Below are 23,595 nucleotides of genomic sequence, written 5' to 3'. Positions count from 1 at the left end.
GTGACGGATTAGCGTTGCCGGCCTGAACTTATTGCGCCGTGGGCGTACCGGTACAGCCCTGTAGGTCTCGCTGCCCGCGTGATGGGCCGCAGAGCGGCCCCGGCAAGGCCGCTCAACGGAGGTCGCTAGGTGCCTCGCTGCGAACCGTGGGTCACGTCACCACCTGATAGCAAGGCACATAAGCCGCCCCGCCCGGCAACTTCATCCGATGCTGGTCAACGAAGGCTTGCAACAAACGCCCCAGCGGATCCAACACAGCACTGTCACCGCGAATCTGATAGGGCCCATGCTCTTCGATCAGGCGGATGCCCTTGTCCTTCACGTTACCCGCCACGATGCCGGAAAACGCCCTGCGCAAATTGGCTGCCAGCTCATGAGGTGGCAACTCGCGACGCAAATCCAGGTCAGCCATGGCCTGGTGGGTGGGGTCGAAGGGGCGCTGGAAGCTCTCTTCGATCCGCAGCAACCAGTTGAAATGAAACGCATCGTTGCGCTCGCGACGGAACTGCTTGACCTGTTTGAGCCCCTCGACCATGTGGCGCGCCACTTCAGCCGGGTCGTCAATGATGATCTCGTACAACCGATGCGCTGCCTCGCCGAGCGTCGCGCCGACGAATGCATGCAACTGCTGCAAGTAGGGCTCTGCACTGCGCGGGCCCGTCAGCACGACCGGGAAGGGCACATCCTGGTTATCCGGATGCATCAGGATCCCCAGCAGGTACAGAAACTCTTCTGCCGTGCCTGCACCACCCGGGAAGATGATGATGCCGTGGCCGACCCGCACGAACGCCTCCAGGCGCTTCTCGATGTCTGGGAGGATCACCAGTTCGTTGACGATCGGGTTGGGCGCCTCGGCAGCGATGATGCCTGGCTCCGTCAGGCCCAGGTAGCGGCTGCCTTGCATGCGCTGTTTGGCATGGGCAATGGTGGCACCTTTCATCGGGCCTTTCATGACGCCCGGGCCGCAACCGGTGCACACGTCCAGTTTACGCAGGCCCAGTTCATGGCCCACCTTCTTGGTGTACTGGTATTCCTCGGTGCTGATCGAGTGACCGCCCCAGCACACCACCATCTTCGGCTCGACGCCAGGGCGCAAGGTGCGGGCGTTGCGCAGCAAGTGGAACACGTAGTCGGTGATGCCTTGAGAGCTTTCCAGGTCGATGCGCTGGCTGGCCAGCTCGCTTTCGGTATACACGATATCGCGCAAGGCGCTGAACAGCATCTCCCGAGTGCTGGCGATCATTTCGCCATCGACGAAGGCGTCCGCTGGGGCATTGAGCAGTTCAAGGCGAACGCCTCGGTCCTGCTGATGGATGCGTACTTCGAAATCCTGATAGGCCTCGAGGATGGTCTTGGCATTGTCGACATGGGCGCCGGTGTTGAGGATGGCCAGGGCGCACTGGCGGAATAGGGTGTAGAGACTGCCGGAGCCGGCTTCGCTCAGTTGCTGTACTTCACGTTGGGACAGCGTTTCTAGGCTGCCCTTGGGGCTGACGGATGCATTGATGACATGGCGTTGGGGCATCTAAGTCTTTCCTGTGCGGGTAAAACATCCTTCTTTCACCACACCATACCGAGAAATGGAAGCGGCAACGAGAGGCCTGCAAAAAAAGCCCGGTACTTCATGGCCGCTCCAGCTGCGCGCATTGACAAACAATCAGCCCACCAGCCGTTGCACGGCGAGGGTAATGGCCAAGCCACCCCCAAATAACCACATGTTCAGAATCGCCCCAGTCGCCAGCACGCGAGGCCCAGCATGGCGTATCTGCTCGAACCGAGTTTCCATGCCCAGTGCCGTCATGGCCATGGTCAATGCGAAGGTGTCCAGGCCGTTGACGGCCTCGCGCAGGTTGGAAGGTAGAATCTGAAGGGAATTGATCGCCACCAGTGCCAGAAACCCAAAAGCAAACCAAGGCACCGAGAGCCGACCCTTGCCGGGCACCACGCCAGCCCGTGGGGTACGGCTGATCCACAAGCCAACCAGTAACAGGACGGGCACCAGCAGCATCACGCGCGTCATTTTCACGATGGTTGCTACATGGCTGGCGTCAGGGCCAAGGGTACTGGCGGCGCCTACTACTTGAGCCACTTCATGGAGCGTGCCACCCAGCCAAAGCCCAGCGGTCTGGGCATCCAGGTGCAGCCAGCCGGCCTGAATCAAAAAAGGATAGAAAAACATCGACGCCGTGCCGAACAGCACCACGCTGCCCACGGCCACCGCACTTTTATGCGGCGCGCTGCGCAGCGTCGATTCAAAAGCCAAAACGGCCGCAGCCCCGCAGATGGCGCTGCCCGCAGCCGTAAGCAGGGCCGTCTCCCGGTCAAGCCCGAGCAGTTTCATGCCGCACCACACGCCTATCGCCAATGTGCTGCTGATCACCAGCAGCGAGATCACCAGCCCAGGCCAGCCAACCTGTACGATTTCCTGCAGGCTGATCCGCAGGCCGAACAAGGCCACGGCCACACGCAGCAGGGCACGGGCGCAGAAGTGTATGCCCGGGCCATAACAGGCCGGCAGGCGATCTTTCAGCACATTGCCGCAGATCGCCCCGGCAATAATGCCAAGGATCAACGGGCTGAGGCCAAGTTGGACAAAAAGGGGCAGGGCAGCCACCTGGCTGACGCCAAGGGCGAGAACCGTAACGAAAATCACGCCCTTGAGCACTGCGCAGCGGTGCGCGACAGGTGCGTCAGGGGGCGTACTAGGGGCGGGTGTCATGAGATTCTCCAGCGAGCGGAATCAATGAGCACCACAATAATTTGGTTATAAGCTTATGAAAAATCGTAATCTGGAATGCAGAGTATCCATTTAGCTGATAGTTTTGCGGAATGACCCCTGAACAGCTTATAACTTTCGCTGTCGTTGCGGAGCACGGCAACATCAGCCATGCCGCAGTGGCCTTGCATTTGTCGCAGCCGGCGGTGTCTGGTCAACTCAAGCTACTGCAGGAAGCGTTCGGTGAGCCTCTTTATCATCGGGCCGGGCGCGGGGTGCGCCTCACGGCAGCAGGCGAACAGCTCCTGGCGCATGCGACTCGGCTGCGCGATACATTCGATCAGGCCCGGTCACTTCGCGAAGCGATGCGCGGCCTTCAGCTTGGCACATTGCGGATCGGTGCCAGCACTACGCCTGCAAGCTACCTGCTCCCGTACCTGATCGCCCAGTTCAAGACACTCTACCCGCAGGTAGCGATTACCACCGTACAGGGCAACACCGCCGAAATCGTCGGTGCTCTGGGTAGCGTGGATTTGGCGTTGATAGAAGGGCCACCGGGGCGAGACCTGCCCGTGGGCACTGGCGTGACGGAGTGGCTTGAGGACGAAATCGTCGCCATCGTCCCGGTCGTACACCCCTTGGCTGGCGCCGAACCTCGCTCCTTGAAGGACGTGGCAGGCTTCCCATTAGTGCTCCGTGAGCAGGGTTCGGGCGTGCGCCAGGTCGTCGAGCAAGCATTTGCCAACAATCAACTGCCGATGAAGATCGGCCTGGAGATTGCTGGCGTAGAGGGGGTGAAGGAAGCAGTGCGCGCAGGTATGGGCGTAGGCTTCGTGTCCGCCCTGTCGATTCGTCATGAAAATACGGTCTTGCGCAAGGTCCGGGTGGGGCCGCGTTCACTGACTCGTCGGTTCTCGATAGTGCTGCCCCACGCAGGCTCACCCTCTCGAGCGGCTGCCCGCTTTCACGATCTGTGTGTGGCTTTCCTCGGCGCTTCGGCCTAGCGACGCGGCGAGTTACGACGATACTGGCCGTTGAACTGAGGCTGACCGTGCTCGCTGGCGTAGAGCGAAGCCAGGCAATAACTCGCTGGTGATCAGGGCCAGCGGCCCGGCGGCCACGCCGCACGTGTGCTGCCAGGGCCGCCAGTACTTCATCAGAAATCGTCTTTCGGGCTCTTCTTGAAGGTCCAGTCGGTGTGCTTGCGCGCTTGGAGGAAGCTGTTGCAGTTGGCGGTAAAGGTATTGCGATTGGCCTCTTTGGACAAATCCGCCAGAATTTTCTCCTGCATCTGCGGGGTACAGTTGTCAGCGGTAGGCTCGGGCACCGTTTCCTCGCTGCAGCCTGCGAGCAAGGCTGCCAAGCCCATTGCCGTGACCAGCTTTGCCAATTTGATGTCCATATCGCGATCGTTCTCCTGGTGCGCTGAAAGTGGAGTTGAGTGTTGAACCGGAAGGCATGATACGGACCCAGGCCTTGCATTGCCACCTGCAGAAAGTCACCCGCCTACGTTGAACACATGCTTCAAATAGGCCACGAAATTTTCATCCCGGCACTGTGTTTTCCCAGGGCTGTCCGAAATCTTGGCTACCGGCGCACCGTTGCAGGCTGTCATCTTGATCACCATGTTCATCGGCTCGACTCCTGGGATGTCGCAGGTCAGGCGCGTCCCGATGCCAAAGCTCACGTTGATGCGCTCATGCAATGCGCGGTAAAGCTCAAGCGCTTTCGGCATGTCCAGGCCGTCGGAGAAGATCAGGGTCTTGGTCTTCGGGTCGATGCCCAGCCGGTGGTAGTGCGCGATGGCTTTCTCCGCCCAGGCAAGCGGGTCGCCCGAGTCATGGCGCAGGCCATCGAAGAGCTTGGCGAAATAGAGGTCGAAGTCGCCAAGGAAGGCATCCATGGTGATGCAGTCGGTAAGGGCGATACCCAGCAGGCCGCGGTACTCGCGCACCCAGCACTCCAGGGCTGCCGCCTGGCTGTCCACGAGGCGAGGGCCCAGCTGCTGGTGGGCCATGAACCACTCGTGCGCCATGGTACCAATCGGCCGCAGCTCGTACTCCCGCGCCAGGTGCACGTTGCTGGTGCCGACGAAGCGGCCTGGGAAGTCGCGCTTGAGGATGTGCACCACCTCTTCCTGCACCCGGTAGGAGAAGCGTCGGCGAGTGCCGAAATCCGCTAGCTGAAAGCCTGCCAATTCGTCACTGCTGGCCTCGGCCCTGAGCCAGTCGAGGTTGCGGTACAACTGTTCGCGTACCTGTTCGATCACCACTTCACGGTAGCGGTAGCGGTTGCGAACCTCGCTGATGATCGCCAGCAACGGGATTTCGTACAGAATGACGTGCAGCCAGGGGCCGCGCACGCGTATCGCCAACTGGCCGGCGTCGTCGAGGCCAACATGCACGTAGCGCAGGTTGAAGCGGAACAGGCTCAGGAAGCGGATGAAGTCAGGCTTGATGAAGGCGATCTTCTCAAGGTAAGCAAGCTGGTCCTGGGTGACCGTGACTTCGGCGAGTTGCTCGACCTGGTAGCGGATTTCTGCAAGATACGGGGCCAGGCTCTCACCGTTGCGGCAGCGAAACTCCCACTCCACCTCCGCATTGGGATAGTTGTGCAGCACCGCCTGCATCATGGTGATCTTGTAGAAGTCGGTGTCCAGCAGGTTCTGAACGATCCGTGGGCCAAATACGCTGTCACTCATGCTGCTTGCTCCTTGATCAGGGCCAGTTGATGGTCGAGGGCCGACTCGTCGCCGCACAGCTTCACACCTTCGCCAGCCAGGGCGCCGCAGGCCTCTATCGCGCCGGCCTGGGTCAGGGCACGGCAAGCCGGTAGGTACAGCAGCACCTCGAACCCGGCCTGACGCAGTTGCCGGGCAGTGGTGCGCACGCAGTAGTCGAGCGCCAGGCCGCCTACGATCACGGCACCCACCTGATGCACCTTGAGGTATTCGATAACACCCGTGGAGCGGCGTTCGGCCAGGTCGTGATAGCAGGCGCCATAGGGATGCAGGTCGGGCTCCACGCCTTTCCACACGAAGTAGTCGTACTCGATGGGGGCAGGGAGGCCCGGCAGCAGCTCGAAACCGGGGGTACCAGGGATGCAGTGGCTGACCCAGGTGAGGTCCGCATTGGCAAGGGTCAGCGGCTGCAGCATCTGCGTGGCGTCGGCCACCACCCACGCGGCATTGGCGGGATGCGCGTCCTTGCTGCCCAGCCGCAGGTCGGCCCGCTGTGCCATGGCGTTGAGGTCTGGTGCGATTTCGTGACCGTCGGGGACTGGGAGTTCCTGAGGCGCATGGCACGTGAAGCCTAGTTGTGCATCGACATCGAAGCTGGCGATTTTCATGTTGGCTCTCCTCGCTGGAATGGCTACATAATCCACCTGGTGGACTATATATGTCAAGTGTCCGTAAATAGGCTGCATGATGCAGATTTACTTATTCGCTCTAGTGAACTATAAAAGGCTTCAGTCAAGGAGTTACGAGTGAGTACAGCTGAAGTCCTGGCAAGCGTCGACATCGTCGCGCTGCGCCTGCCGCCTGGCAGTGAGCACCTGCAGGTGCTTCTGCATCGCCGTGAGCGAGAACCGCACCATGGTCAATGGGCACTGCCCGGTGTGATCATCAATGGGCGCACCCCTGATACCAGCCTTGAGAGCGCTGCCCACCGCGCCTTGAGCGAGAAAGCGCGCGTCCAGCCGCACTATCTGGAGCAAGTGGTTACCGAAGGCAATGCCTTTCGCGATCCACGGAGCTGGTCGTTGAGCACCTGTTACCTGGCGCTGTTGCCCGCCTGCCAGGAAGTCGAGAATGAGCAGCTGGCCTTTTTCGACCTCGCCGACGTGGTGGAACGCAGGGTGCTGCTGCCATTCGATCACAACCTGCTGGCGCGCCGAGCCCATGAGCGGCTCGCGGCCAAGTCCGTCTACAGCAGTTTGCCGTTGTACCTGCTCGACACCCGGTTCACCGTCCTCGATGCGCTGGGGGCCATGCAAGCCTGCCTGGGCCAGCCTGTGAACGCGACATCGCTGCGCAAGCGCCTGGAGCGCTTGCGCGTGCTGGGCTGGGTCAAGGACACAGGCGAAAAGAATCAACCACCCATGGGGCGCCCGCAGCAACTGTACCAGTACACCGCGCAAGGGCAGGGGCCGTTCATGTTCGACCGTAGCTTGCTGCCGGAGGGCAGTTGAGCATCGACCCGGCAGACTGGCCGCGCGAGGTAGGGCCAGTGCCGACATTGAACGACTGATCAATCTCAGTGGAACGAACCGCGAGTCAATGCCTCTTATCCAGAGATGGATGGCCTGTGCCGCGGATTCCCCTGACATGAGATCGCTCCAAACCTCTCTGATCGATGACACCTCCACACCGCTGAGCTTCCTGCTCAATGGCGGTGAGATCGGCCGTCTGCTTCAAACGATGAACTGGCAGGATTCTCCACTTGGGACGCCACATGGCTGGTCCCCGCACCTTCAGGCCGCGATGGCCACGCTCCTGCCAGCGCAGACCCAGGTCGTGCTGTTCTGGGGCCCGGACTATGTCGCGCTGTACAACGATGCCTATGCGCCCACCATCGGCAACAAGCACCCGCAAGCCCTCGGGCGCCCGGCGCGTGAGAATTGGGCCGAGCTGTGGGATGACCTCGAACCGTTGCTGCGCGGTGTGCGTGACACCGGGCAGACGTTTTCGGCCAAGGACCGCGCTTTTTACATCGAGCGCCGTGGGCACGGTGAGACGGTGTATTTCGATGTGTCGTATTCTGCCGTGCGCGAGGCTGATGCAAGCGTTGGCGGTGTCTTGTGCCTGGTCACAGAGACCACTGACCGCGTGCGCTTCCACCAGCGCCAGGCGTTTCTTCTGGAATTGAGCCGCACATTGCCTGGGCTGGGTGATGCTGCGCGCATCGAGTCCTATGCGGTTCAACGCCTGGCGCAGGAGTTGGGGGCGGCCAGGGTCTGCTTCGGTGAAGACAAAGGCGACGGTGTCGGCTTCAAGGTCAGTCACGATTGGACCGAGGGCGTGACGTCGTTGGTGGGCACGCATTCGTACCTGACGTTCGGTACCGACTTGTATGAGCAATTGAGCGACGGCAGGACCGTTCAACATAGCTACGAACAGCCCGAGCCTTGTCAGGCGGGCATAAGCACCACCTTGCATGCCCCTGTGCTGCGCGGGGGGCGACTCGAGGCCGTGTTGGCCGTTCATTTCAGTGATGCGCGAGGGTGCTTCGAGGAGGACTGCCAGCTTGTGGAAGAGACCGCCAAGCAAGTGTGGGCTGCAATCCTGCACGCCCGCGCCGAACAGGCGTTGCATCTGCTCAACCAGAGCCTTGAGGAGCGAGTTGCCACGGCGCTGGCCCAGCGCGAGTCGGTGATGATGCAACTGCACGAAGCCCACAAGATGGAAATGATCGGGCAATTGACCGGTGGTATTGCCCACGACCTCAACAACATGCTCACGCCGATCATTGGGTCGTTCGAGCTGTTGCGCCGCCATCCGCAGGCCGATCGCGCGCCCCGGCTGATCGACGGTGGCCTGCAGGCAGCTGAACGTGCGCGCAACCTGGTCGCTCGCCTGCTCAGCTTCGCACGCCGCCAGACACTCAAACCGCAACCTGTGTCCTTGGCAGCCCTGGTCGAGGACATGCACGAGTTGATGGCGCGCTCGCTCGGGCCCACCATTGCCGTGCACGTGAATATCGATCCGTCATTACCCTGCGTCGTGGTCGACCCGCACCAACTGGAGTTGGCCCTGTTGAATCTGGCGGTCAATGCCCGCGACGCCATCGGCGGCGCCGGCCAGCTGCAAATCATCGCCGGTGATGACACCCACTGCCTGGCGCCGCCCGAGGACCTTGCGGGCAAACGTTTGGTATGGATTCAGGTCAGGGACAACGGCTGCGGCATGGACGATGAACAACTCAGGCGGTGCATCGAACCTTTCTTTTCTACCAAGGAGGTGGGCAAGGGGACTGGCTTGGGCTTACCAATGGTCCAAGGATTGGCGGTTCAATCCGGCGGTGGGTTCGAGATTCATTCCATACCAGGCCAAGGGACTCAGGCGACGCTGTGGTTGCCGGCCAGCGACGCATTGCCCACCCACCGTGACATCGAGCCCTGCGACGGGCCTGTGGCCGAGCGTCCGAGCCGGATACTGCTGGTGGACGACGAAGAAATCGTGCGTCACGCAACGGCCTTGCAATTGCGCGACCTGGGCTACGAGGTGACCGAGGCGCCAAGTGCAGTGGCCGCCCTGCGCCTGGTGGAAAAGGGGTGGCTGCCTGATGTATTGGTGACCGACCATGTCATGCCCGAGATGACTGGCGTACGCTTTGCCCAGCAAATGCGCCAGCATCACAGCGAGCTGCCGGTGCTGATCATTACGGGCTATGCGAACCTGACGCCGCGCCAGCTAAGCGGTTTCGAAGTACTGCGCAAGCCTTATCGACGCGCCGAACTCGCTCAGAGTGTGGCGCGCCTGCTGGCGGGGGCTTCCCTCAGTCGACGCTGACACGCCAGCATCAGCCTTTTTGCAGGCTGCACATCTGCTCTTGCTCCAGCAAGGCGGCGGGCGACTGTTGCGGCAGGTAGAGGGTGAAGGTAGTCCCCTGGCCCTGAACACTGCTGACCTTGATATCCCCGCCGGACTGTTTAGCGAAACCGAATACCTGGGACAAGCCCAGACCAGTGCCTTGCCCGGCAGGCTTGGTGGTGAAAAAGGGGTCGAATATACGCTCGAAGAGCTCCGTACTGATGCCAACGCCCGTGTCGGTTACAGAAATGGCAGCATACGCGCACGGATCGGGGACCTCATCGCGGCATACCGGTAAGTGCTGGTGGGCTTCGAGACGTATGCGCACGACGCCCACCGCAGCCATGGCATCGCGGGCGTTGAGCATCAGGTTGATGACCGCCGTTTCCAATTGGCTAACGTCGGCGCGCACATGGCACGGCGAAGCGGGCAAGTCCAGCTCGACGTCAATGCTGGCGCCTGCTGCGGTGTCGAACAGGTCGGCCATGGCTGCCAGCCGCGCCGCTGCGTCGAACACCTGCGGGTTCAAGGCCTGGCGCCGTGCAAATGCCAGCAGCTGGCCGGTCAGTTTGGAGCCGCGCTCGACCGTCTCGACCATGGTGCGTAGATAGCGCATGCGTCGGTCGTCGTCCAAACCTGGACGCTGCAAGAAGTGCAGCGAGGCATGAATGATGGTCAATATGTTGTTGAAATCGTGCGCCACACCACCTGTAAGCTGGCCGATGGCCTCAAGCTTCTGGGCCTGGCGCAGCTCCGCTTCGGTGTGCAGCAGTTGCGTAGTGCGGGTCCGTACGTGTTGCTCCAGGCTCGTATTGAGCGCCTCGAGCGCCAGCAGGGCGGCCTGCGTTTCGCCCGTGGATTGGGCATGCTGGATATGTGCCCAACTGCGTTCGGTCACATCACCGAGCAACGCCCGCTCATATTCGGTCCACGCGTGCGCCGACGTGCTGTTGAGCGCCATCAAGGCGGTAAGCCGCCCGCCTTTTATCAGCGGCACACAGCACGTGGCGGCGATCCCGAGGGCTGCAAACACAGCCGCCTCAGAATCGGGAAGTTCCTGCCTGCAATCATCGAGCGTCAATGCCAGCCCGCTGCGCAGTCGTTCATTCGCCTGCTTGCCGAAATCTCGCAGGCGATGCTCTCCGATCAATGAGGGGCTTGCGTCGGTCAGCGCTTCGCCACAGACCGTAAAGGTATCATCGTCGGATTGCATGACCGCGTAAGTACAACCTGATAGCCCCAGGTGATTGGCGAGCAGGCGGGTGGTCGTCGCCATGATCTCCTGAGGATCAACCGCTTGGGCCACTGCCCGGCCGAGCTCGTCCAGAAACGCCAGCCGTTGGTTGGCGAGCACGGTCGCCGTGGTTTCGGTAACGGTATCGAGCATTCCAAGCACATTGCCCTGCAAGTCACGGATAGGGCTGTAGCAGAACGTGAAGTAGGCACGCTCCGGTCTGCTATTACGGTCGATGACCAGGGGGAAGTCTTGGATGTAGACCGCTTCGCCCTTGAAGGCCCTGTCGGCCATGCAGCGGATATCGTCCCATGCCTCCTGCCAGACCTCTGCAAACGGCACTCCCAGCGCCACCGGCTTGCGCCCTAGAATCGGAAGAAAGGCATCGTTGTGAAAGGTCAGCAGATCGGGCCCCCACAGCACAGCCTGTGGAAAGTGCGAGCCCAGGCACAGCGCCAAGGTGGTCTTGAGGGTATCGGGCCAGTTTTCCAGCGGACCTAACGAGGTGCACGCCCAGTCATGCCCAAGAATACGGTCGGCCATCGCGCCGCCGCCTGCTAGCCACTTCGCCATCTGCTCTGCCGATCATTGAAACAGGGGGCTCTAGGGTGCACCCTTGAGGCAAGATTGGCGAGCGTTTTATGGCGCTTGGCCAGTCAGCGAATGAAATGCACCTTGCCGACGTCATCGTTGCCCGTGTAGATCCCGTAGACACCGGCCTGACGCTCGAGAATGTATCGCTCGAGAATCTGCCGGATAGCGGGGTAATAGATGTCATCCCACGGGATCTGCTCTGGCTCGAAAAACCGATAGGCCAGGGTTTCCGGGCCAAACTGGCCCGTTTCCTCGGTGACGAAGGCGCGGAAGATGATGTAGACCTCGCTGATCTTCGGCACGCTGAAAATGGAGTAGGGGCAGACGATTTCTGCCCGTACGCCGCTTTCTTCCCACACCTCGCGCAGCGCCGCCTGCTCGGTGGTTTCGCCCGCTTCCATGAAGCCTGCCGGCAGCGTCCAGGTGCCGGGGCGAGGGGGGATGGCGCGCTGGCACAGCAGGTATTTACCGTCGCGCTCGATGATACAACCGGCAATGATCTTGGGGTTGATGTAATGGATGTAGCCGCAGCTGGCGCAGTGCAGCCGCTCATGGGTGTCTCCCGCAGGCGTGCCCTGGGCCAGCGTCGTGGTGCAATGAGGGCAGTAGCGGGGAGCACTGGGCATGATCAGCGGCCTATGCGAGGTTCCTTGAGGGCCAGGGGGGCGACGATATCGCGAACCTTGGCATTGTCGTCTTGTTTCTGGCGCAGGTAATCCAGGGCAACCTTGGCCGCGGCACGCACGTGATCCACCGAGGCCTGGTGGGCTACCAGCGGGTCGCCGCTCTTGATGGCCTCGACCATCTTTTCCATTTCCAGGTTGCTGGCTCCGCGGCGGTTGGCCTGGGATACCGATGTGGCACGCAGGTAGCTGATGCGCGCCTGCAACTGACGAAGCTGCTGCGCCGCAACCTGGTTGCCTGAACCTTCCAGCAGCACGTCATAGAATCCTTGCACCGACTCGAGCACCTGCTGCAGCTCACCTTCCTCCAACGCCTCACGGTTGACGGCCAGGGCTCGTTCCAGCGCGCGGATGTCCTTGGCCTTGGCATTGAGCGTGAACAGCTGCACGATCAGGCCCTCGAGTACGCACCGCAACTCATAGATGTCGCGCGCATCTTCAAGGGTGATGATCGCAACACGCGGGCCCTTGGCATCGGCGAACTCCACCAGGCCCTCGGATTCCAGGTGGCGCAGGGCTTCACGCACGGACGTGCGGCTGACGCCGAGGCGGTCGCACAGGTCGCGCTCGACCAGGCGATCGCCTGGGAGCAGGTGGAAGTTCATGATCGCGCCGCGCAGTTTGTCGAGCACGATTTCGCGCAGGGTAACGGGGTTGCGATTGACCTTGAAGCTGTCGTCCAGTGGCTGGCGTTTCATCGAGTGCGCTCTGAATAAGGCTGCCCGGCCACGACCGAAACGGGGCACCACGGCCCTGGGTGCTCCTTGCGTGGGTACGAACAGCCCGGTGTTAACGGGTGGACTCCGCGTCGGCCTCGGCGAACGCTTCCCGGGCCAGGCGGAAACTGTCCACCGCCGCCGGGACGCCGCAATAAATGCCGACCTGGAGCAGAATCTCGCGTATTTGCTCGCGGCTCAGGCCGTTGCGCAAGGCGCCGCGGATGTGCAGCTTGAGCTCGTGTGGCCGGTTGAGTGCCGAAATCATGGCCAAGTTTATCATGCTGCGCTCCTTGAGCGACAAGCCTTCGCGGCCCCAGACATGGCCCCAGCAGTACTCGGTCACCAGTTCCTGCAACGGCTGGGTGAATGCGTCGGCATTCTGGATTGACCGGTTCACATAGTCTTCGCCCAGGACCTGGGTGCGTATCTGCAGGCCTTTTTCGTACTTTTCATTGTTCATGCACGCTACTCCGAAATAGAACAGGGGGCGCAAACGAGGGTGAGACGCCAGCGCGGCCCCTGGAAGAGGCGGGCCTTAGCCCAATGGGGGCAGGGCGCCCAGCTTGCCTTTGTGGTACACCATGGGCGTCATCGGCTCGGCGGGCAGTACCAGGTTTTTCACGGCACCGACAATGATGGCATGGTCGCCGCCGTCGTACTCTCGCCACAGCTCGCACTCAATGATCGCCGTGGCATTGTCCAGCAGCGGGTTGCCCAAGGCGCTCAGGTGCCACTGTACGCCCTTGGCCTTGTCCTTGCCTTTACCCGCGAAGGCATAAGCTTCAGCCGTCTGGCCTGCCGACAGCAGGTGAATGGCGAACTGCTTGCTGTCGCGTAGGATCGGGTAGGTGTCGGAGGCGTAGTTAGGGCAGAACAGCACCAGCGCCGGGTCGATCGACAGTGCGCTGAAGGCACTGGCGGTGATGCCGACAATGCCACCCTCGGCGTCCAGGGTGGTGACGACCGTCACTCCGGAGGGGAAGGAGCCCATCACGTCTTTGTAGATGCCGGGTTCGATCATCGGTATTACCTCCTAGCGCATCACGAAGGGGTCGGGCATGGGGGCGGTGGACAGGTTGATCCACACGGTTTTCAGTTCGGTGTAGGCCAGCACGGAGTCGATGCCACTTTCGCGTCCGTAGCCGCTGTTCTTGAACCCACCGATGGGCGCCATGGCAGACACGGCGCGGTAGGTATTGACCCAGATGATCCCCGAGCGCACGTCGCGCGCCAGGCGGTGGGCACGTCCCAGGTCGCGGGTCCAGATACCAGCGGCCAGGCCGAACTGTGAATCGTTGGCAATCGCCAGCGCCTCTTGCTCGGTCTTGAAACGGATGACAGCCGCCACCGGGCCAAACACCTCTTCCTGCATGATGCTCATCGAATTGCTGTCGCATTCGAACAGCGTCGGCTCGTAGAACCAGCCACCGCCATCGACCTCGGCCCGTTTACCGCCCAGGTGCAGCTTGGCGCCTTCGGCCTTGGCCGCGGCGACCAGCTGCTCGACCACGGCCAATTGCTGAGCGGTGGCCATAGGGCCCATCTCGCTGGCATCGTCCTGGGGATTGCCAATGCGAATGCGCTGGGCACGCTCGATCAGACGCTTGACGAATTCATCGAAGATTTCGTCCTGCACCAGCAGGCGCGAGCCGGCCACGCAGCTCTGTCCAGACGCGGCATAGATCCCCGCCACGGCACCATTGATGGCGCTGTCCAAGTCGGCGTCTGCAAAAATGATGTTCGGCGACTTGCCGCCCAGCTCCAGCGACAGCTTGGCGAAGTTCTCGGCGCTGCTGCGCACCACGTGGCGAGCGGTGGCCGCACCGCCTGTGAAGGCGATCTTGCGCACCAGCGGGTGACGGGTAAGCGCCGCGCCGGTGCTCGGGCCGTAGCCGGTGACCACGTTGACAACGCCAGCCGGAAACCCGGCTTCCAACGCCAGGCGCGCCAGCTCCAGAATCGTCGCCGAGGCATGCTCGGAGGGCTTGAGTACGATGGTATTGCCCGCGGCCAGTGCCGGCGCCAGTTTGATCGCCGTCAGGTACAGCGGGCTGTTCCACGGGATGATCCCGGCGACCACACCGATAGGCTCATGCACGGTGTAGGCGAACAGGTCCGGCTTGTCCAACGGCAGCGTGCCGCCTTCGAGCTTGTCGGCCAGGCCTGCGGTGTAATGGAAGAACTCTGGCAAGTAACCTACCTGCCCACGGGTCTCGCGGATCAGCTTGCCGTTGTCACGGCTTTCCAGCTGGGCCAGGTGTTCCTTGTTCTCGGCGATCAGGTCACCGAGACGGCGCAGTAGCTTGCCACGGGCCGTGGCAGTGATGCCCCGCCAGGCCTGGCTTTCAAATGCCCGCTGGGCGGCTTGTACCGCCAGCTCCACATCGGCTTCGCCTGCGTCCGGCAGCTGTGCCCAGGGCTGTGCGGTGGCCGGGTTCAGGCTGTCGAAAGTCTTGGCGCTTTGTGCATCGCACCACTGGCCGTCGATGCACATCTGAAAACGAACGAGGGTCATGCCACAATCCCCTTGGCTGATTCGGTCAGGCTGCGGGCTTTGGCGAGAAAGTCCAGCAGCATCTTGTTCACTTCGCGCGGCGCCTCCACCGGCATCATATGCCGCTGCTCGGTCAGCACCACACTGTGCGCACCCGGGATACGGGCGGCAAGCTGGCGGGCCATGGCCGGCGTAGAGCCGGTATCGAGCTCACCTGTGGCGATCAGCGTCGGCACCTGAATGCTGCCCAGATCACCTGCGCGGTACATGTCCTGGGTGGCAAACAGCGAATAGGTGGTGTGATAACCCTGTGGGTCGTTGCTGGCCAGCACCTGACGGATGGCAGCGACCTGGGCCGGGTTGGCCGCCTTGTACTCGCGGCTGAACCAGCGGTCCAGTGCCGCCTCGACATTGGCGTCCGGGCCCAGCTCTGCTGCCTGAGCGGCACGGGCGATGACCCCGGCGCTCTGTTCGGGGCTGCGGTTGAAGACGCTGTTGAGCACCACCAGGGCAGCGATGCGCTGGGGGTAGTGCAGGGCGAAGGCACGTGCGACCAGGCCGCCCATGGAGAAACCGATGACGATGGCTTGGCTCAGTTGCAGGTGATCGAGTACCTCGGCCAACTGGGCGGCATAACCCTCTAGGCCGACGTCGGCCGGGGGCAAGGCGCTCTGGCCGTGGCCGAGCATGTCATAGGCGATGACGCGGTAGTCGTTGGCCAGGCCAACGATCTGACCGCCCCACATTTCCTTGTTCAGGCCCACGCCGTGAATGAGTACCACGGGTTGACCCTGACCGACGGATAGGTAACTGGTGCCGGCGGGGGTATGTTCAGCGACGGGCTGAATCATGGAGGGCGCTCCTTTGAGGTCGGGCGTGGTGGGAGAATCGCCACGCCCAGGCCCGGCTTGATTGTTGTTATTGAGCGTTGGCCTTTTCGGCCGCCAGTTCTTCCAGGTCGATGTAGCGGTTGCCAATGCGCGGGTGCAGGCGGCCGCCATCGGCAGCGCCAAGAACTACCACGATTTCATCGGCGCGAGGTGCGTCCTCGATCTGCATTTCCAGGGTGATGTAGTGCGAGCGCAGGCCTTCGTCGTCTTTTTGCATCATCGGAATCTGGATCGACGTGCCAGGGCCACCACGCTTATTGGTGAAGCTCAGGTAGCTTTTGGCCTGCACGGCTTCGCGATAGTGATTGCCGAAGCGCAGGGTATGGATGACGGCCGAAGCGTGTTCGATTTCACCGTCGGCGCCCACCACTGCAGCCTTGCCGTAGGCCTCGATCTTGTCGGCACCACCGATGGCGGCGGTCAGACGCTCGACCATCAGCGCGCCCAGTTCCGAGCAATGCGCGCGGATTTCGGGCTTAAGGTCGTCGACGAAGCCACGGCCAGCCCAAGGGTTTTTGATGACCACCGCCAGGCCCACCATGGTGACCGGCTTGTCAGTGGCCTTGCCACCTTCGATACGCGTCTCTTCGGAGTAGGTGACGATCTTGCGAATTTCAAAACTCATGGGGGGCTCCTGTACGGTGTGATCAGATCTTGTTGTCTGATGGTATACCATAATATTTGTTCTGCAAGCACTGCGTGGTGTTTTCTCATCCAGCCGGGACGAAAGGTGAGCTGATGTGCAGGTCTGCATCGCATCTGTATCAAGCAAGCGGCGCAGCACTTAACGTTGGGCTGAAAAAAACCCGCTCGCGCGGTGCCAATTGGCCCACGCGAGCGGGCATGTCCCGCAAGAAATCAGGTAATGGGATTCAGGTGAACGCCGGGATCACTTCCTTGATGAACAGCTCCAGCGATTTTTTCTTCTCAGCGTGGGGCAGGCTGTTGTCACACCAGAAGCTGAATTCGTCGACGCCCAGCTCCTGGTAGTACTTGATGCGCGTGATGATTTCTTCCGGTGTGCCGATCATGGTGTTCTTGCGGATGTTATCAAGTTGGAAGGCAGGGACTTCGGCGAACTTCGCTTCCGGGCTGGGCTCCAGGAACCCATTGACCGGCGTGGTCTTGTTGCCGAACCAGGCGTCGAAGGTGCGGTAGAAACGAGAGATCGCGCTGGCCCCTACCTTCCAGCCGTCCGGCTCTGCCGGGCTGTGCACGTGGGTGTGGCGCAGCACCATCAATTGTGGGCGAGGCACGTCGGGGTTATTGTCCAGGGCGGCCTGGAACTTGTTGCGAAGGTCCAGCACTTCCTCGTCGCCCTTCATCAGCGGCGTGACCATCACGTTGCAGCCATTGGCCACGGCGAAGTTATGCGAGTCAGGGTCGCGGGCCGCGATCCACATGGGCGGCGTAGCATTGAACGGCTTGGGTACGCTGGTGGAGGTCGGGAACTTGTACACCTCGCCTTCATGGGCGTAGTCACCCTCCCACAGTTTACGTACCACCGGGACCATCTCGCGCAGTGCCTTGCCGCCATCGGTGGCTGGCATGCCATTGGCCATGCGATCGAATTCGAATTGATAGGCACCCCGGGCCAGGCCCACTTCCATGCGCCCGTTGCTGATCACATCGAGCAAAGCGCATTCGCCGGCGACGCGGATCGGGTTCCAGAACGGGGCGATGATGGTGCCGGCGCCCAGGCGGATCTTCTCGGTACGCGCCGCCAGATAAGCCAGCAATGGCATGGGGCTTGGCGAAATGGTGTATTCCATGGCGTGGTGTTCGCCGATCCACACGGTGCTGAAACCGCCGTCTTCGGCCATCAAGGTCAGTTCGGTGAGGTCTTCGAACAACTGGCGGTGGCTGACCTGTTCATCCCAACGTTCCATGTGCACGAACAACGAAAATTTCATGGGGCATTCCTCGGACTGGTTGTGTCACCCGGCGTAAAGCCGGGTATCGCGGCGAGCAGAACATTGCTTCCCGCCAAGTGCGTTCAGCGGTGCAGAGATCAGGCGAGCGCGGGCAAGCTGGCCATTTTTCCGCGGCAGTACACCATCGGCAGCGGCGCTTGCTCCGGCACGATCAGGTTGTGGACCTTGCCGACCATGATCGCGTGGTCACCCCCTTCGTACTCGCGCCAAAGCTCGCATTCGATCACGGCGGTAGCGCCGGCGAGGATGGGGTTGCCCAGCGCGCTCAACGACCACTCGATACCGGCCGCCTTGTCCTTGCCCTTCTTGGCGAAAGCATAGGCTTCGGCCTGCTGGTTACCGGACAACAAATGAATGGCAAAGCGCTTGTGCTTGATCAGCACCGGGTAGGAGTCGGACGTGTAATTGGGGCAGAACAGCACCAGGGGAGGGTCCATCGACAGGGATGAGAAGGCGCTGGCGGTCAAGCCAACAACCGAGCCGTCGTCGTCCAGGGTGGTGATGACGGTAACGCCAGAAGGGAAGGAACCCATGACGTTCTTGTAGACGGTTGCGTCGATCATCTGATGTACCTCTTAAAGCTGCGGTGGGCCGCGGTTTTTATCGTTGATGTGTCTGATGGTATACCGTAATACCTTTTTTGCAAGCACATTTTTCGGCTTGGCTAACACTGCGATGAATGGTTCAAAGCCGCGCAGTTAAAGGGGTACACGCGTAAACGAACGAATTGCGGTACTCGCTAAATCGTATCAGCTGACAATTTGAAATACGGATCAGTATTGTCAAAACCTTGGAATACCATAATATGGTCTTCAGCTGAGAGGCCGCCTAGATGCGGTTTCCTTACAACGATAAAAACGACCTTTCGAGCTAAAAATCATGTCCCAACCGTCGTCGCAACATCAGTTTGTCGAGAATCACACGGTCGATTACGTTCCACCTGCCGAGCGCCATGGGAAGGCGCGCGACCTGTTTACCCTCTGGTTCAGCACCAACATTGCACCACTGCCCATCGTCACCGGCGCCATGGTGATCCAGGTGTTCAACCTGAACCTGCTATGGGGACTGATCGCTATCGTCCTGGGGCACTTGCTCGGAGGCGTGGTGATTGCCCTGGCCTCTGCACAAGGGCCGCAGTTGGGCATCCCGCAGATGGTGCAGAGCCGGGGGCAGTTCGGACGCTACGGCGCGCTGCTGATCGTTTTCTTCACCGCGCTGATCTACGTGGGCTTCTTCATCTCCAACATCGTACTGGCAGGCAAGACGATCCACGGCATCGCACCCATGGTCCCTATGCCCGGCGCGATCGTGATCGGCGCCTTGAGTGCCACCGCCATTGGCATCGTTGGCTATCGCTTCATCCACATCCTGAACCGTATCGGCACCTGGGTCATGGGCTCGGCGTTGCTGGCTGGTTTCATCATGATGTTCACGCAGGTACTGCCGGGCGACTTCTTCAGCCGTGGCGCCTTCAACCTGTCCGGGTTCATCGCCACCGTGTCACTGGGCACGATCTGGCAGATCAGCTTCTCGCCGTACACCTCCGACTATTCGCGCTATCTGCCGCGTGAAGTGGGCATCGCGCGTCCATTCTGGGCGACCTACTTCGGCGCCACCCTGGGCACCATCCTGTGCTTCAGCTTCGGTGCAGTCGCCGTGCTATGCGTGCCCGAAGGCACCGATGCAATGGATGCCGTCAAGCAGGCGACCGGCTGGCTCGGGCCGATCCTGATGGTGCTGTTTCTGCTCAACATCATCAGCCATAACGCCCTGAACCTGTACGGCGCCGTGCTTTCGATCGTGACGGCAATTCAGACGTTCTTCGCCCAGTGGACGCCGAGCATCAAGGTGCGTGTGGCCCTGGCCAGCGTCATCCTGGTGGCCTGCGCACTGGTCGCGCTCAATGCATCGGCCGACTTCATCGGCCAGTTCATCGGTCTGATCCTGGCGCTTCTGCTGGTGCTGGTGCCCTGGGCATCGATCAACCTGGTCGACTTCTACCTGATCAAGAAAGGCCAGTACGACATCGCCTCGATCTTCAGCGCCGACGGTGGCATCTATGGCCGCTTCAACCACCACGCGATCATTGCCTACGCCTGCGGCATTCTGGTGCAGTTGCCATTCGCCAACACTGCACTGTATGTCGGCCCCTACTCGAACATCGTCGAAGGGGCCGACCTGTCGTGGCTGTTCGGTTTGCTCGTGACGGTGCCGCTGTACTACTGCCTGGCGACCCGTGGCAAGGTAGCGCAGAACGTGGGGCGCGTGGTCAGCGTCAGCAAGTGAGCCTAGGGCTCCACGTGGAGGGGCCGCTGGACGGCCCCTTTCTGAGGATTACACCTTGAATTGCGCAACCATGGCATTGAGGTCTACCGCCAGGCGTGACAGATCCTGCGCTGCTGCGCTGGTCTGGTTGGCCCCGGCCGAAGTCTGCATGGACAGATCACGGATGTTGACCAGGTTGCGATCCACTTCTCTGGCTACCTGAGCCTGCTCCTCCGAGGCGCTTGCGATCACCAGGTTACGCTGGTTGATCGAGGCGATGGCTTGGGCGATGACCTCAAGCGCCCGCCCTGCACCTTGCGCTACCTCCAACGTACCGGCCGCTCGACCCTGACTGCTGGACATCGCCGTCACGGCGCGTTCGGTGCCGTTCTGGATGCCCGCGATCATGTGTTCGATTTCCGCAGTCGATTGTTGAGTACGGTGGGCGAGGGCGCGCACCTCGTCGGCCACTACAGCAAACCCTCGGCCTGCTTCACCTGCTCGCGCCGCCTCAATGGCGGCGTTGAGTGCCAATAGGTTGGTCTGCCCGGCGATAGCGCCAATCACGTCCAGCACCCGGGTGATTTCATTGGCGCTGCTGGCCAGCTGCTGCACCTGCGCCGACGTGCCGGTGACGTCGGCGACCAACTGCTCGATAGATTGCAATGCCTGGTTGACCTGGTCGCGGCCGTCGCGGGTCGTGCGGTCTGCGCCTTTGGACGCGTCGGCCGTGCTCACGGCATTGCTGGCGACCTCTTCCACGGCGACGGTCATCTGGTTGACAGCCGTGGCCGCCTGGTCGATTTCTGCGCTTTGCTGGTGCAGGCCGCGGCTGGTGTCTTCCGTCACGGTGTGCAGCTCTTCGGACGCCGACGCCAGTTGGTCCGAGGAGGCCGCGATGCGGGCAATGGTCTGGCGCAGGTTGGCTTGCATGCGGGCCAAGGCTTGCACCAGCAAGGCGGGCTCATCGCGGCCCTCGGCTTTGATCGGTTGGGTCAGGTCACTGGCGGCCACACGCTCTGCGGCGGTGACGGCTTCGGCCAGCGGCACGATGATGCTGCGTGTGAGCAGGTAGGCGATCATCACCAGTGCCAGCAGAATCACCACCAATGCCGTGATAATGGCCACGAATGCCTCATCGGCCACGTCACTGCTCAGCTGGGAGGCAGCTTCTGCGCCTTTGGCGTTGAAGGCGATGAGCGTGGACATGGCTTGCATCATCGTTTCGGCACGCGCTGTCAGCGGGCCGTTGATCAGCTGGCGAGCAGTGTCCATGCGCCCGGCCGCAAGCTCGGCCAAGACCGTCTCCTGAAGCTCGTGGTAGTGCTGGTAGGCGCTGCGGGCCGTTTCGAAAAGCGCGCGGTCTTCACTGGACACGATGGTTGCCACGTAGGCCTCGAAGCCTTCATCCAATTCGCGTTCGATGTTCTGGATCGTATTCAGGTAGCGGGTGCGCTCGCTGGCGTCTTCTTCCAATGCACCGCGCAGGGTGAGGGCGCGCGTACGGCCCAGGTTGCTGTTGATTGCACTGAGCGACATGACGGTGGGCATCCAGGTCAGGCGAATCTCATCCGTGGACTCATCCATCTGCTGTGTTTCATACAGGGCGACCAGCCCCATAGTCAGGATCAGCATGCCCAACAAGGCAAACACGCAGGCTGCGCGAATGCCGATCTTCATGTTCCTGAAATGCATTGAAGGCTCCTAGGAAAGGCGTGCAGGGGCGAGGCGCGTTGGCGCAAACCGTTCGGGACGGCGCCAGGCTCTGGAGAGGCTATGGGGGGGGAGGGGGAGTGCGATGAACTGAACGCGCGGATGATGACATAAAGCCATTATTGTAGGACAGTCATGCAATGTAACGAGATGCTAGCGCCAATGCCCTGCACGCAGGCGCTGGAAGCGGCTTCACCTTCGCCCTTGCTGACGCCGATACGCCCCCGGCTGAACACCCACTGTCTTGGCGAAGGCACGCGTGAACGCCGCCACAGATTGATACCCCGCCTGGACGCCAACCTGCTCGACCGTATGGCCAGCGCGCAGCAGCTGGCTGGCATGGCGCATGCGCAGTGCCAAAAGCACTTGGCCAGGTGACTGCCCGGCCAGCTCGCTGAAACGCTTGAAGAACGCCGAGCGCGACAAGCCCGTGCACGCCGCCATGCGCTCCAGCGTCCAGATGGCCCCAGGGGCCTTGATCAACTGTTCGAGCAAGTCGGCAAACGCCGGCTGGCGGGCAAGGGCGATCAGCCCTCCCAGCGGCTGAGCGCCATGCACCTGTTGGCGCAAGGCATAAAGGAACAGCAGGTGCGTCAGCCGCTCCAGCAAGACTTGAGACGGCCCGTTGGCGCGCCGGCATTCTTCCAGGATCAGATCGAACAACGCCCGGGCAGCGCTGCCAGCGGGATCCTCGGCGCGCAGGATGATCAGGTCGGCCATTGCGTCGATGATCAGTGCCGAGAGGCCGCTGCTGAAATGGAAGAATCCACAGACCAGGCCCACCCCATCGCTGGCTTGGGTATCCAGGGGCTGCATGGTTTGGCGTGGTTGGGCGCAGGCCTGCGCTGCATCGGCTTCGCTGGCAAGCCGATAACTTACGTCACGCAGCAGGAACACGGCGTCGCCGCGCTCAAGGCGCACTGGCTGTTCGAGGGTATCGGCGTGCAGCCAGCAGCCGCCTTGCACGACCAGGTGAAAACTGGCGTGACCCATGCCGTGAGTGCTGGCGTGCCAACCCCCGCAGTAACGGCCGACATGAAACAGGCTGGCGTCTAGCTCGAGGCTTTCTAATAACCGCTCGACGAGATGGCTGGACGAAATCATCTAAGGCAAACACTCAGGAGCAAGTAAAAACGACTGATGAATATGGAGCGTACTTCTTATAACCAACAGACTGTACTGATACACGGCAAAGGAGATTACCCCATGTCCTCGCGCATTACCCTACACGACCTGCAGACCGCACCAGAGGCGGCCAAGCCGTTCCTTGAAAACGCCCAGAAGAACTCGGGCTTCATCCCCAACCTGCTGCGTGTCTTGGCCAATGCGCCAGCAGCGCTGGAGACCTATGTCACCGTTTCGGCGTTGAACGGTAAGTCGGAGCTGACCTTGGCCGAGCGCGAAGTGGTGCAGTTGATCGCCGCCACCCAGCACGGTTGCGACTTCTGCGTGGCGGGCCATACCGCAGTGGCCCTGAATAAAGCCAAGCTGCCCCATGAAGTGGTCGACGCCCTGCGCGCGCGCGGTGAGCTTCCCGACGCGCGTTATGAAACCCTGGCGGCGTTTGCCCGCGAAGTCATCGCTACCCGCGGCGACGTGAGCCCGGCAACCTACCAGGCTTTTCGTGACGCCGGCTTCACCGAGGGCAATGCGCTGGAAGTGATTCTGGGCGTCAGCCTCGCAACCCTGTGCAACTTTGCTAATGTGTTCGCCCAGACGCCGCTCAACGAGGAGTTGGGTAAGTACCGCTGGCAACAGCCGTCTGCATAAGGCGCAGGCAACCCGCCGCACGGCGGTCGGTGCAGGAGCGGCCATTGGCCG

General features: G+C 61.6%; 22 protein-coding genes. 5 read left to right on the top strand and 17 right to left on the bottom strand.

The window, feature by feature from the left end; translation table 11 throughout:
• Window positions 1-151 precede the first annotated feature (151 nt).
• On the bottom strand, window positions 152-1,525 hold the full coding sequence (ppnN, locus tag B2S33_RS21285; RefSeq protein WP_023535126.1) for a nucleotide 5'-monophosphate nucleosidase PpnN: 1,374 nt from the start codon (window positions 1,523-1,525) through the stop codon (window positions 152-154).
• 132 nt (window positions 1,526-1,657) lie between these two features.
• Window positions 1,658-2,719 carry a YeiH family protein gene (locus B2S33_RS21280; RefSeq protein WP_280078167.1) on the bottom strand — a complete coding sequence of 354 codons (1,062 nt, stop codon included), beginning with the start codon at window positions 2,717-2,719 and terminating at the stop codon, window positions 1,658-1,660.
• Between the two features lie 110 nt (window positions 2,720-2,829).
• Here B2S33_RS21280 and B2S33_RS21275 point away from each other — a divergent pair, with 110 nt between their 5' ends.
• Window positions 2,830-3,720: a LysR family transcriptional regulator gene (locus B2S33_RS21275; RefSeq protein WP_280078168.1), complete on the top strand. Its 891-nt coding sequence runs from the start codon at window positions 2,830-2,832 to the stop codon at window positions 3,718-3,720.
• Between the two features lie 152 nt (window positions 3,721-3,872).
• Here B2S33_RS21275 and trbK read toward each other — a convergent pair whose 3' ends face one another.
• From trbK to B2S33_RS21260, 3 genes are all read right to left on the bottom strand, one after another.
• On the bottom strand, window positions 3,873-4,118 hold the full coding sequence (gene trbK, locus B2S33_RS21270; protein ID WP_023535077.1) for an entry exclusion lipoprotein TrbK: 246 nt from the start codon (window positions 4,116-4,118) through the stop codon (window positions 3,873-3,875).
• Between the two features lie 96 nt (window positions 4,119-4,214).
• Entirely contained in the window at window positions 4,215-5,417 is a 1,203-nt protein-coding gene (gene pncB / locus B2S33_RS21265) for a nicotinate phosphoribosyltransferase (RefSeq protein ID WP_280078169.1), read from the bottom strand.
• Window positions 5,414-6,064: an isochorismatase family protein gene (locus tag B2S33_RS21260; RefSeq protein WP_027914820.1), complete on the bottom strand. Its 651-nt coding sequence runs from the start codon at window positions 6,062-6,064 to the stop codon at window positions 5,414-5,416. Before B2S33_RS21260 ends, pncB begins: the two co-directional genes overlap by 4 nt.
• Window positions 6,065-6,202: 138 nt before the next feature.
• On the opposite strand from B2S33_RS21260, the gene B2S33_RS21255 reads away from it, so the two are divergent.
• Together B2S33_RS21255 and B2S33_RS21250 are read left to right on the top strand one after the other, a co-directional pair.
• Window positions 6,203-6,907, top strand: a complete 705-nt coding sequence (locus B2S33_RS21255) for an NUDIX hydrolase (protein ID WP_288651031.1) — start codon at window positions 6,203-6,205, stop codon at window positions 6,905-6,907.
• A gap of 136 nt (window positions 6,908-7,043) precedes the next feature.
• Window positions 7,044-9,227, top strand: a complete 2,184-nt coding sequence (locus B2S33_RS21250; protein ID WP_288651030.1) for a response regulator — start codon at window positions 7,044-7,046, stop codon at window positions 9,225-9,227.
• Window positions 9,228-9,237: 10 nt separating this feature from the next.
• Here the strand turns inward: B2S33_RS21250 and B2S33_RS21245 are convergent, their stop codons facing one another.
• The 10 genes from B2S33_RS21245 to B2S33_RS21200 all read right to left on the bottom strand — a co-directional run bounded on the left by B2S33_RS21245 (window position 9,238) and on the right by B2S33_RS21200 (window position 18,359).
• Window positions 9,238-11,055: an ATP-binding protein gene (locus B2S33_RS21245; RefSeq protein WP_349681310.1), complete on the bottom strand. Its 1,818-nt coding sequence runs from the start codon at window positions 11,053-11,055 to the stop codon at window positions 9,238-9,240.
• Window positions 11,056-11,138: 83 nt separating this feature from the next.
• Window positions 11,139-11,702: an NUDIX hydrolase gene (locus B2S33_RS21240; protein ID WP_028686373.1), complete on the bottom strand. Its 564-nt coding sequence runs from the start codon at window positions 11,700-11,702 to the stop codon at window positions 11,139-11,141.
• A gap of 2 nt (window positions 11,703-11,704) precedes the next feature.
• The gene (locus tag B2S33_RS21235; RefSeq protein ID WP_023535134.1) at window positions 11,705-12,457 is read right to left on the bottom strand and encodes a GntR family transcriptional regulator; all 753 of its coding nucleotides are present in this window, start codon (window positions 12,455-12,457) and stop codon (window positions 11,705-11,707) included.
• 91 nt (window positions 12,458-12,548) lie between these two features.
• A complete protein-coding gene (locus B2S33_RS21230; RefSeq protein ID WP_028686372.1) occupies window positions 12,549-12,938 on the bottom strand; it encodes a carboxymuconolactone decarboxylase family protein in 390 nt (129 codons plus the stop codon).
• A 75-nt stretch (window positions 12,939-13,013) separates the two neighbouring features.
• Window positions 13,014-13,499 carry a flavin reductase family protein gene (locus tag B2S33_RS21225; RefSeq protein ID WP_027914825.1) on the bottom strand — a complete coding sequence of 162 codons (486 nt, stop codon included), beginning with the start codon at window positions 13,497-13,499 and terminating at the stop codon, window positions 13,014-13,016.
• Between the two features lie 12 nt (window positions 13,500-13,511).
• A complete protein-coding gene (locus B2S33_RS21220; protein WP_088523441.1) occupies window positions 13,512-14,993 on the bottom strand; it encodes an aldehyde dehydrogenase in 1,482 nt (493 codons plus the stop codon).
• Entirely contained in the window at window positions 14,990-15,823 is an 834-nt protein-coding gene (locus B2S33_RS21215) for an alpha/beta fold hydrolase (protein ID WP_027914827.1), read from the bottom strand. The genes B2S33_RS21220 and B2S33_RS21215 overlap by 4 nt, the downstream gene beginning before the upstream one ends.
• 67 nt (window positions 15,824-15,890) lie before the next feature.
• Window positions 15,891-16,487: an amino acid synthesis family protein gene (locus B2S33_RS21210; protein WP_023535107.1), complete on the bottom strand. Its 597-nt coding sequence runs from the start codon at window positions 16,485-16,487 to the stop codon at window positions 15,891-15,893.
• A gap of 247 nt (window positions 16,488-16,734) precedes the next feature.
• The gene (locus B2S33_RS21205; protein ID WP_288651025.1) at window positions 16,735-17,775 is read right to left on the bottom strand and encodes an LLM class flavin-dependent oxidoreductase; all 1,041 of its coding nucleotides are present in this window, start codon (window positions 17,773-17,775) and stop codon (window positions 16,735-16,737) included.
• A 98-nt stretch (window positions 17,776-17,873) separates the two neighbouring features.
• Window positions 17,874-18,359, bottom strand: a complete 486-nt coding sequence (locus tag B2S33_RS21200) for a flavin reductase family protein (RefSeq protein WP_088523440.1) — start codon at window positions 18,357-18,359, stop codon at window positions 17,874-17,876.
• A 316-nt stretch (window positions 18,360-18,675) separates the two neighbouring features.
• Here B2S33_RS21200 and B2S33_RS21195 point away from each other — a divergent pair, with 316 nt between their 5' ends.
• Complete coding sequence (locus B2S33_RS21195; protein WP_049695865.1) at window positions 18,676-20,082, top strand: purine-cytosine permease family protein; 1,407 nt, start codon at window positions 18,676-18,678, stop codon at window positions 20,080-20,082.
• A 48-nt stretch (window positions 20,083-20,130) separates the two neighbouring features.
• On the opposite strand, the gene B2S33_RS21190 is transcribed toward B2S33_RS21195, so the two are convergent.
• Window positions 20,131-21,756, bottom strand: a complete 1,626-nt coding sequence (locus tag B2S33_RS21190; RefSeq protein WP_288651024.1) for a methyl-accepting chemotaxis protein — start codon at window positions 21,754-21,756, stop codon at window positions 20,131-20,133.
• Window positions 21,757-21,966: 210 nt separating this feature from the next.
• On the bottom strand, window positions 21,967-22,878 hold the full coding sequence (locus B2S33_RS21185) for an AraC family transcriptional regulator (RefSeq protein ID WP_242809496.1): 912 nt from the start codon (window positions 22,876-22,878) through the stop codon (window positions 21,967-21,969).
• A 102-nt stretch (window positions 22,879-22,980) separates the two neighbouring features.
• Between B2S33_RS21185 and B2S33_RS21180 the strand changes: the two genes are divergently transcribed.
• Window positions 22,981-23,544, top strand: coding sequence for a carboxymuconolactone decarboxylase family protein (locus B2S33_RS21180; protein WP_088523439.1), 564 nt, complete (start codon window positions 22,981-22,983; stop codon window positions 23,542-23,544).
• The last annotated feature ends 51 nt before the right edge of the window (window positions 23,545-23,595 follow it).

Source organism: Pseudomonas sp. UBA5568, assembly GCF_002425525.1.
Taxonomy (GTDB): domain Bacteria; phylum Pseudomonadota; class Gammaproteobacteria; order Pseudomonadales; family Pseudomonadaceae; genus Aquipseudomonas; species Aquipseudomonas fulva.
The sequence above is the reverse complement of the archived record's forward strand: the minus strand, read 5'-3'. Positions and strand labels throughout refer to the sequence as shown.

What these genes read in the sequence shown, in the direction of transcription:
- B2S33_RS21230 (WP_028686372.1), bottom strand. Translation starts at nt 12,938, where the DNA reads ATGAACAATGAAAAGTACGAAAAAGGCCTGCAGATACGCACCCAGGTC.
- B2S33_RS21240 (WP_028686373.1), bottom strand. Translation starts at nt 11,702, where the DNA reads ATGCCCAGTGCTCCCCGCTACTGCCCTCATTGCACCACGACGCTGGCC.
- B2S33_RS21210 (WP_023535107.1), bottom strand. Translation starts at nt 16,487, where the DNA reads ATGAGTTTTGAAATTCGCAAGATCGTCACCTACTCCGAAGAGACGCGT.
- ppnN (WP_023535126.1), bottom strand. Translation starts at nt 1,525, where the DNA reads ATGCCCCAACGCCATGTCATCAATGCATCCGTCAGCCCCAAGGGCAGC.
- B2S33_RS21245 (WP_349681310.1), bottom strand. Translation starts at nt 11,055, where the DNA reads ATGGCGAAGTGGCTAGCAGGCGGCGGCGCGATGGCCGACCGTATTCTT.
- pncB (WP_280078169.1), bottom strand. Translation starts at nt 5,417, where the DNA reads ATGAGTGACAGCGTATTTGGCCCACGGATCGTTCAGAACCTGCTGGAC.
- B2S33_RS21225 (WP_027914825.1), bottom strand. Translation starts at nt 13,499, where the DNA reads ATGATCGAACCCGGCATCTACAAAGACGTGATGGGCTCCTTCCCCTCC.
- B2S33_RS21250 (WP_288651030.1), top strand. Translation starts at nt 7,044, where the DNA reads ATGAGATCGCTCCAAACCTCTCTGATCGATGACACCTCCACACCGCTG.
- B2S33_RS21220 (WP_088523441.1), bottom strand. Translation starts at nt 14,993, where the DNA reads ATGACCCTCGTTCGTTTTCAGATGTGCATCGACGGCCAGTGGTGCGAT.
- B2S33_RS21200 (WP_088523440.1), bottom strand. Translation starts at nt 18,359, where the DNA reads ATGATCGACGCAACCGTCTACAAGAACGTCATGGGTTCCTTCCCTTCT.
- B2S33_RS21215 (WP_027914827.1), bottom strand. Translation starts at nt 15,823, where the DNA reads ATGATTCAGCCCGTCGCTGAACATACCCCCGCCGGCACCAGTTACCTA.
- B2S33_RS21205 (WP_288651025.1), bottom strand. Translation starts at nt 17,775, where the DNA reads ATGAAATTTTCGTTGTTCGTGCACATGGAACGTTGGGATGAACAGGTC.
- B2S33_RS21275 (WP_280078168.1), top strand. Translation starts at nt 2,830, where the DNA reads ATGACCCCTGAACAGCTTATAACTTTCGCTGTCGTTGCGGAGCACGGC.
- B2S33_RS21235 (WP_023535134.1), bottom strand. Translation starts at nt 12,457, where the DNA reads ATGAAACGCCAGCCACTGGACGACAGCTTCAAGGTCAATCGCAACCCC.
- B2S33_RS21280 (WP_280078167.1), bottom strand. Translation starts at nt 2,719, where the DNA reads ATGACACCCGCCCCTAGTACGCCCCCTGACGCACCTGTCGCGCACCGC.
- B2S33_RS21190 (WP_288651024.1), bottom strand. Translation starts at nt 21,756, where the DNA reads ATGCATTTCAGGAACATGAAGATCGGCATTCGCGCAGCCTGCGTGTTT.
- B2S33_RS21260 (WP_027914820.1), bottom strand. Translation starts at nt 6,064, where the DNA reads ATGAAAATCGCCAGCTTCGATGTCGATGCACAACTAGGCTTCACGTGC.
- B2S33_RS21185 (WP_242809496.1), bottom strand. Translation starts at nt 22,878, where the DNA reads ATGATTTCGTCCAGCCATCTCGTCGAGCGGTTATTAGAAAGCCTCGAG.
- trbK (WP_023535077.1), bottom strand. Translation starts at nt 4,118, where the DNA reads ATGGACATCAAATTGGCAAAGCTGGTCACGGCAATGGGCTTGGCAGCC.
- B2S33_RS21180 (WP_088523439.1), top strand. Translation starts at nt 22,981, where the DNA reads ATGTCCTCGCGCATTACCCTACACGACCTGCAGACCGCACCAGAGGCG.
- B2S33_RS21195 (WP_049695865.1), top strand. Translation starts at nt 18,676, where the DNA reads ATGTCCCAACCGTCGTCGCAACATCAGTTTGTCGAGAATCACACGGTC.